The sequence below is a fragment of the Phaeospirillum tilakii genome, from assembly GCF_042683125.1.
Lineage (GTDB): Bacteria > Pseudomonadota > Alphaproteobacteria > Rhodospirillales > Magnetospirillaceae > Phaeospirillum > Phaeospirillum tilakii.
This window is the reverse complement of sequence record NZ_JBHUIY010000008.1, coordinates 119,898-126,300: the sequence shown is the minus strand read 5'-3', so window position 1 is coordinate 126,300 and position 6,403 is coordinate 119,898. Positions and strand designations below refer to the sequence as shown.

The 6,403-nt window shown below is 72.4% G+C and carries 4 protein-coding genes; all 4 read right to left on the bottom strand.

What is annotated here, in order from left to right; genetic code table 11:
- Positions 1 to 180: 180 nt before the first annotated feature.
- The 4 genes from ACFSNB_RS06240 to xseA all read right to left on the bottom strand — a co-directional run bounded on the left by ACFSNB_RS06240 (position 181) and on the right by xseA (position 6,350).
- On the bottom strand, positions 181 to 2,241 hold the full coding sequence (locus ACFSNB_RS06240; protein ID WP_377315174.1) for a CHASE2 domain-containing protein: 2,061 nt from the start codon (positions 2,239 to 2,241) through the stop codon (positions 181 to 183).
- Between the two features lie 69 nt (positions 2,242 to 2,310).
- The gene (locus ACFSNB_RS06235) at positions 2,311 to 3,255 is read right to left on the bottom strand and encodes a DUF7354 domain-containing protein (protein ID WP_377315173.1); all 945 of its coding nucleotides are present in this window, start codon (positions 3,253 to 3,255) and stop codon (positions 2,311 to 2,313) included.
- Positions 3,256 to 3,383: 128 nt separating this feature from the next.
- A complete protein-coding gene (locus ACFSNB_RS06230; protein WP_377315172.1) occupies positions 3,384 to 4,604 on the bottom strand; it encodes a Coenzyme F420 hydrogenase/dehydrogenase, beta subunit C-terminal domain in 1,221 nt (406 codons plus the stop codon).
- 231 nt (positions 4,605 to 4,835) lie between these two features.
- A complete protein-coding gene (xseA, locus tag ACFSNB_RS06225; RefSeq protein WP_377315171.1) occupies positions 4,836 to 6,350 on the bottom strand; it encodes an exodeoxyribonuclease VII large subunit in 1,515 nt (504 codons plus the stop codon).
- Positions 6,351 to 6,403: the final 53 nt, after the last annotated feature.

The window sequence follows — 6,403 nt, the reverse complement described above, 5'->3', positions numbered from 1 at the left end:
AAGGCCCGCGCCGCGGCGGCGCGCGGATCGTCGCTGCCGGCGCCGGCGCCGGCCGGGGCGGCGGCCAGCAGCAGGGCGAGCGTCAGCACTGCCGTGGCGGCCCCCCCCTGCGGGCGGCTCCGCCCGGCGGGGGCGCGGCGGGACGGCAACGACGCGGACCGGTCCGGCAAGGCGCCTCTCCTACTTCTGCTTGTGGGTGTAGACCCCGTCCCAGTCCGGCCCGGGCGGGTCGCGGCGGAACTGGGCGATGCGGTCGAGATGAAGGCGCAGGATCTCCCGCTCCGGCTCGTCGGCGGCCAAAGCGGCGAAGGCGGCGGCGGCCTCGTCCCAGCGGGCGGCGCGGTAGAGCGCCAGGGCGCGGTGATAGAGGTCGAGCCGCTCCAGCGTCGCGGCGGCGACGGTGTCGGCGAAGCCGAGCGGCTCGTACAGCCGGACCGGCGTATCCTTGCCCTTGACCCGGACCAGATCGATCTCGCGGCAGATCAGGTCGGGCACCGCCGCCTGGGTGTATTCGGTGATCAGCACATCGACGCCGTAATGGCGGGTCAGGCTTTCGGTGCGCGAGCCGAGATTGACCGCGTCGCCCATCACCGTATAGGCCATGCGGAAGTCCGAGCCCATGTTGCCGACGCTCATCGTCCCGGTGTTGAGGCCGATGCCGACCCGGATCGACTTCCAGCCCCGGGCGCGGAATTCCTCGTCCAGTTCGGCCATCCGCCGCACCATGTCGAGCGCGGCGGCGACGGCGTGGCGGGCATGGTCGGGATCGGGCAGCGGCGCGCCCCAGAACGCCATGATCGCGTCGCCCATGTATTTGTCGATGGTGCCGCGATGCTGCTGGATCACCCGGGTCATCGGGCTGAGGAAGGCGTTCATCAACTGGGTCAGGTCGCGCGGGGCCAGCCCCTCGGACAGGGTGGTGAAGCCGCGCACGTCCGAGAACAGCACGGTCATCTCGCGGCTTTCGCCGCCGATCTCGACCGGCTGGCCGCTCTTGTTCATTTCCTCGACCAGCTCGGGCGGGATGTACTGGCCGAAGGTGCGGGCGATCCGCTGCTTCTGCGCCCGCTCGACCAGATATTGCCGCGCCTCGATCACCAGATAGGCCGCGCCCAGCGCCAGCAGCGGATAGCTGAGCGGCAGCACCCAGCCGCCGCGCACGTAAAGCAGGGTGGCGCCGCCCAGGGTGGCAAGCGCCAGCACCAGCACCGCCAGCCCGCGCGCCAGCGGCCGGGGCGGCAGCAGCGCCAGCAGGATCATCGCCGCCGCCAGCCCGAGCGGCAGCAGCGCCGCCAGTGCCGGCGGCACCTCGCGCAGCGGTCCGCCGCGCAGCAGGGTGGCGATGGTGTCGGCGATGATCTCGGCCCCGTAGACCATCCCGACCGGGGTGTCGAACCAGTCATGCGACACTTCCGAGGTGTCGCCGACCACCACGATACGGTCCTTGACCCAGGCCTCCAGTTCGGCCCGGTCGGATTGGTCGAGGGCGGACAAATCGAGCAGGTCGAGCGCGCCGATGCCGATCGCCTGATGGAGGAAGCGCATCCCGGTCGGCAGCGGCGGGAAATCGATCAGCAGGTTGCCGCGCGAATCGAGCGGCACCGCGAGGTCGCCCAGCCGCAGCAGCCCGGGCTCCAGCCGGGGGGTGACGCCGAGATAGCGCGCCGCCGCCTCGACCGCGAACGGCCAGCCGCCGCGTTCGCCGGTCAGCTCGGGATGGATCCGCAGCCGCGACAGCGAGGTGGTCAGCGCGGTGGTGGATTCGATGTTGGTGTAGCCGGACGGCGCCGCCGCGTCGAGCAGCGCGGTGGGGCGGACGATCCCGCTCGGCCTGCCATGCTCGACCACGGCGCGGGCCACCAGCAGGGTGTTGCCGGCGTCGCGCAGGGCGGCGGCCAGCCCGGGATCCTCGCCATAGGAGCTGGGGAAATCCATCAGCATGTCGATGGCGATCACCCGGGCGCCCAGGCTCTTCAGATTGGTGACGAGGCGGCCGATGTCGCCGCGCCGCAGCGGAAAGCTGCCATAGGCCTTGAAGAAGGCCTCGTCGGTATCGACCAGGACGATGTCGCGCGACAGGTCGCGGGTCGGCCCCGGCCCATAGGCCATCCGCGCCAGATGGCGGAACGACAGGGTCTGGTCCTCAAGCAGGGCGAACCAGCCGCCGTTCTGGGCGGGAAGCGTCAGCAGGAACAACAGCGCGGTCAGGATGACGTCATAGCGCCGCAACGAAACCGCCATGCCGGCTCTCCCCCCGCACACCGCGACCGAATCCGGGCGGAACGCGCCCCCGCGCCCGCCCGGCCGGGATCACTCGGCGCGCAGACGATCGTTGTAGAGCTGGGCCTCGCGCTGTTTCAGCTCGGCCAGCTTCAGTTCGGAATAGGTCCGCACCAGCAGCGGCCGCATCTGGTTGTCGTCGGGGTCCTGGTCGAAATGGCGGCGGTAGAGATCCATTGCCGCCACCGCCAGCCCCTTTTCGTCGAGCAGGTTGGCGACGGCGAAATCGCCGCCGGCATCGAGCGCGCGCAGCGACGCCACCTGTTCGGCCAGCGCCTTGTCCTCGGCCGGCGACAGCCACAGCAGGCTGCCTTCCTTCTCGGCCTCGGCCACGGTGCGGCCGCCCTCGACCACCGCCACCGACACGGCGTGACGGCCGGGGGTCAGCTCGGGCAGGCGCACCCGCGCCACCTCGCCCTCGACCGCCGCCACCGGCCGGGCGACGCCGTCGATGGTCAGCACGTAGCTGTATTGCGGCCCGAAGGCCTGCCAGACGAAATCGGGATAGGCGGCGCTGGCGGTGACCTGCTGGGCCAGCCGCAGCTTGACCGGCCGGGCCTCGCCCGCCACCCCGCGCCGCACCGTGGTGTAACGCTGCGCCTCGGCGAAACGGTTGCCGAGACCGGCGACCAGATCGCCGCTGACCGGCTCCGGCCCCGACAGGTTGCCCGCCAGCACCCGCAGGGTGGTGCCGGCCACTTCGACCTGGCTGTCGGCGGCCAGACGCTGGGCGGCGTTGCTGGACTGATCGACCAGCCGGGCCGAGCCATCGCCGCCGGTGCGGATCCGGTCGCCGGCGAACAGATAGCGGGTGCGGGTCACCGGCTTCCAGGTGACGCCGTCATGACTGTATTCGACGGTCCCCTGGGGCTGGATCACCTGGGATACCGGCGGATCGGCGGCCAGGACGGCCTGTGGCGAACCGACCGCCAACAGGGCGGCAAATATCAAGGCGGGAAAAAGGCTCGACCGCATCGCAACCTCCCTCGACGGCGGGGCAGTGCAGAGTAGCATACTTTGCGGTAAGGGAAATCGGGCGGGAACATTAACTCTTCAACTTGGCGGCGCGGGCGGGGATCTGTCCCGCCGCCCGCGCCCGGGCCTCATCCGCGTTCGCCGTCGCGCGGGGTCAGGCCGTAGGGGGCGACCAGATCCCAGACGTGATCGGGGATCATCGCCGCCATCCGCCGGGGCTGATGCAGGCGGAGATGGATCACCGTCTCGGCCGCCTTCATCTCCAGCCGGGCGCGGGCCAGTTCCAGCCCGCGCGGCCCGACCTTGGGCATCATCCAGGCGACGATCGGCCGGGCCCAGTCGGGCATGCCGCGCACCGGCATCCCGCCGGCGGCCTTTTCGGTGTTCTTGATGAATCCGGCGACCGAGCCCTGGCGCTTGCCGGCGCTGGCCGGCTCGGACAGCCGCACCTCATCGCCCAGCAGGTCGAGCAGCTCCTGGCCGCGCCGGTTGCGCACCAGCAGCCATTGCTCGCCGCGCCCAGCCATGTAGCCGACGGTCAGGTCGGACAGCACGTTGACGTAATCGACGCAGGTGCGGCAGGTCAGCGGGAAGAAATCGGGCGGAAGCTTCGAGATCGGCAGCTTGAGGAACGGGATCTCGCGCTTGCTCCCGTCATCGAACCGCATCTCGACGTGATAATCGGGGCGGAATTCGAGATAGGTCACCCGCTCCGGCCGCTCGGTCAGCAAGGCGAGGAATTCGAGGAAATTGGCGGTGGTGGTGTTGTCGGAACAGGGAATGCCGATCACGTCGAGCGACTCGAACCCCAGCTCCGGCTCCAGCATGCGCAGCGGATGGATCTGGCACGGCACCCCGATCACCGCCAGCCGCCGGATCCCGCGCGCCCGCGCCGCCTCCAGCCCGGCCAGCAGCGGGGCGTAGCCCATCCGCATGCCGCGACAGCGCGCCATCCCCTCCGGCCGGGTCACCAGCACCGGCACCGGGCTCCAGATGTCGCCGGGCGCCGCCGCCATCGCCAGCACCGCCTCGGCCCGGCCGCTTTCCAGCACCCGCTCGCCCAGCCGGGTGGTGATCCCGGTCCATTGCGCCCCCGGCCTGGGCGCGGTCAGCGCCGCCTGCCACATCTTGAGATAGGGGCCGAAATGCAGCTCGTCGCCCCGGGCCGGATCACGCCGCCGCCCGTGCACCCGCTGCTCCAGCCCGGCATGGTCGGGATGACCGAACTGGCAGGCGCGGGAACAGACGCGCGGATCCTCCCGCCGCGACAGCCCGCAATCGGTGCAGAGCGGCCGCGCCGCCGCCACCCCCTGCGGCACCGCCCATACCCCCTCCTCGATGTCCGTCATCTCGCCGGTCTCCCCCTGCTGATCGCGATCGGGGGCGGAGTGTAGCCGCCCGCCCACCATCCCGCCAGAGCCCCCGCGCCGGAGGCGCGATACCGTTACGTTACGCGGGCTCCCGCCCGCGGGCCCGGCCGGGGCGATGCCCCGGACCCCCTTTTTTTTCATCGATCAAAAAGGGAGGGGTTTGGGGAGCCCTGCTCCCCAAGCGGGGCGCGGGGCGGCAGCCTCGCCCAGCTACAGCAAGGTCGGCTGCCTCTGGTCGCCCTTGCCGCGCCGGCGCGGGGAGCGCGGCGGCTCGCCGGCGGCGGTGACGGCGACGCGGCCATCGGCGAATTCGACCGTCAGGGCGGCGCCGGGGGCGATCGCGGCGGCGCTCTGCACCGGCTGGCCGGCCTCGTCCTGGACCAGGGCGAAGCCGCGCTCCAGCACCCGGCGATAGGAGCAGCTTTCCAGCAGGCGGGCGACGGTGTCGAGCCGGGCGGCGCGGTCGGCCAGCCCGCGCCCCGCCGCCGCGCCGAGGCGGCGGCCGGCCTGATCGAGCCGCAGCCGGTCGCGCTCGATCCGGGCGGTTTCGGCGGCGCACAGGCTGGCGCGGCCGTGATCGAGCCGGGTGGCGAGCAAGGCGAGGCGGGCGGCCTCCGCGGCGAGGCGTTCGCGCGGGTGGCGCAGCCGGGCGGCGAGGCGGTCCAGCTCGGCGCCGCGCCGGGTCAGCAGATTGGGCAAGGCGTTGCGCAGCCGCTCGGCGCGGTCGTCGAGCCTAAGCGCGCCGTCGTCGATCAGCCGGCGCGGATGCGGCAAAGCGCGGACCAGCCCGCCCAGGCGCTGGCGCAGGTCTTCGAGCCGGCGCTGGGCGGCGCCGACCAGCCGCCCGCCCAGTTCGGCCACCCCCGCGATCAGCTCGGCCCGCACCGGCACCGCCTTCTCGGCGGCGGCGGTGGGGGTGGGAGCGCGCAGGGCGGCGGCGAAATCGATCAGGGTGGTGTCGGTCTCGTGCCCGACCGCCGAAATCAGCGGGATCGCCGAGGCGGCGGCGGCGCGCACCACCTCTTCCTCGTTGAAGGCCATCAGGTCTTCCAGCGAGCCGCCGCCCCGGGCGACGATCAGCAGATCGGGGCGCGGCACCGCCCCGTCGGGCGGCAAAGCGTTGAAGCCCCGGATCGCGGCGGCGACCTGGGCGGCGGCGCCCTCGCCCTGCACCGCCACCGGCCACAGCAGCACCCGCGAGGGGAAACGCTCGGCCAGCCGGTGCAGGATGTCGCGGATCACCGCCCCGGTCGGCGAGGTCACCACCCCGATCACCCGGGGCAGGAACGGCAGCGCCGGCTTGCGCGCGGCGTCGAACAGCCCCTCGGCGGCGAGGCGCTTGCGGCGGTCCTCCAGCATCTTCAGCAGCGCGCCCTGCCCGGCCAGTTCGATCCGCTCGACCACCATCTGGTATTTCGAGCGGCCGGGATAGGTGGTCAGCCGGCCGGTGGCGATCACCTCCATCCCGTCCTCGGGGGCCAGCCCCAGCCGCGCCGCCTGACCGCGCCAGCACACCGCGTCGAGCACCGCCTCGGCATCCTTCAGCGCGAAATAGAGATGGCCGGAGGAATGACGCTTGAAGCCGGAAATCTCGCCGCGCACCCGGACGAAGGCGAACGCCTCCTCGACGGTGCGGCGCAGGCGGCCGGCCAGCTCGCCGACCGAATATTCCGGGACGTTGGCGGCGGGACGCGGCTCGGGCGGGGGGGTAAACAGATCGCTCATGGCCGCCAGTTTGGCGCAAGCGCCGCCGCGAGGCAAACGCTTGCCGGCCGGCA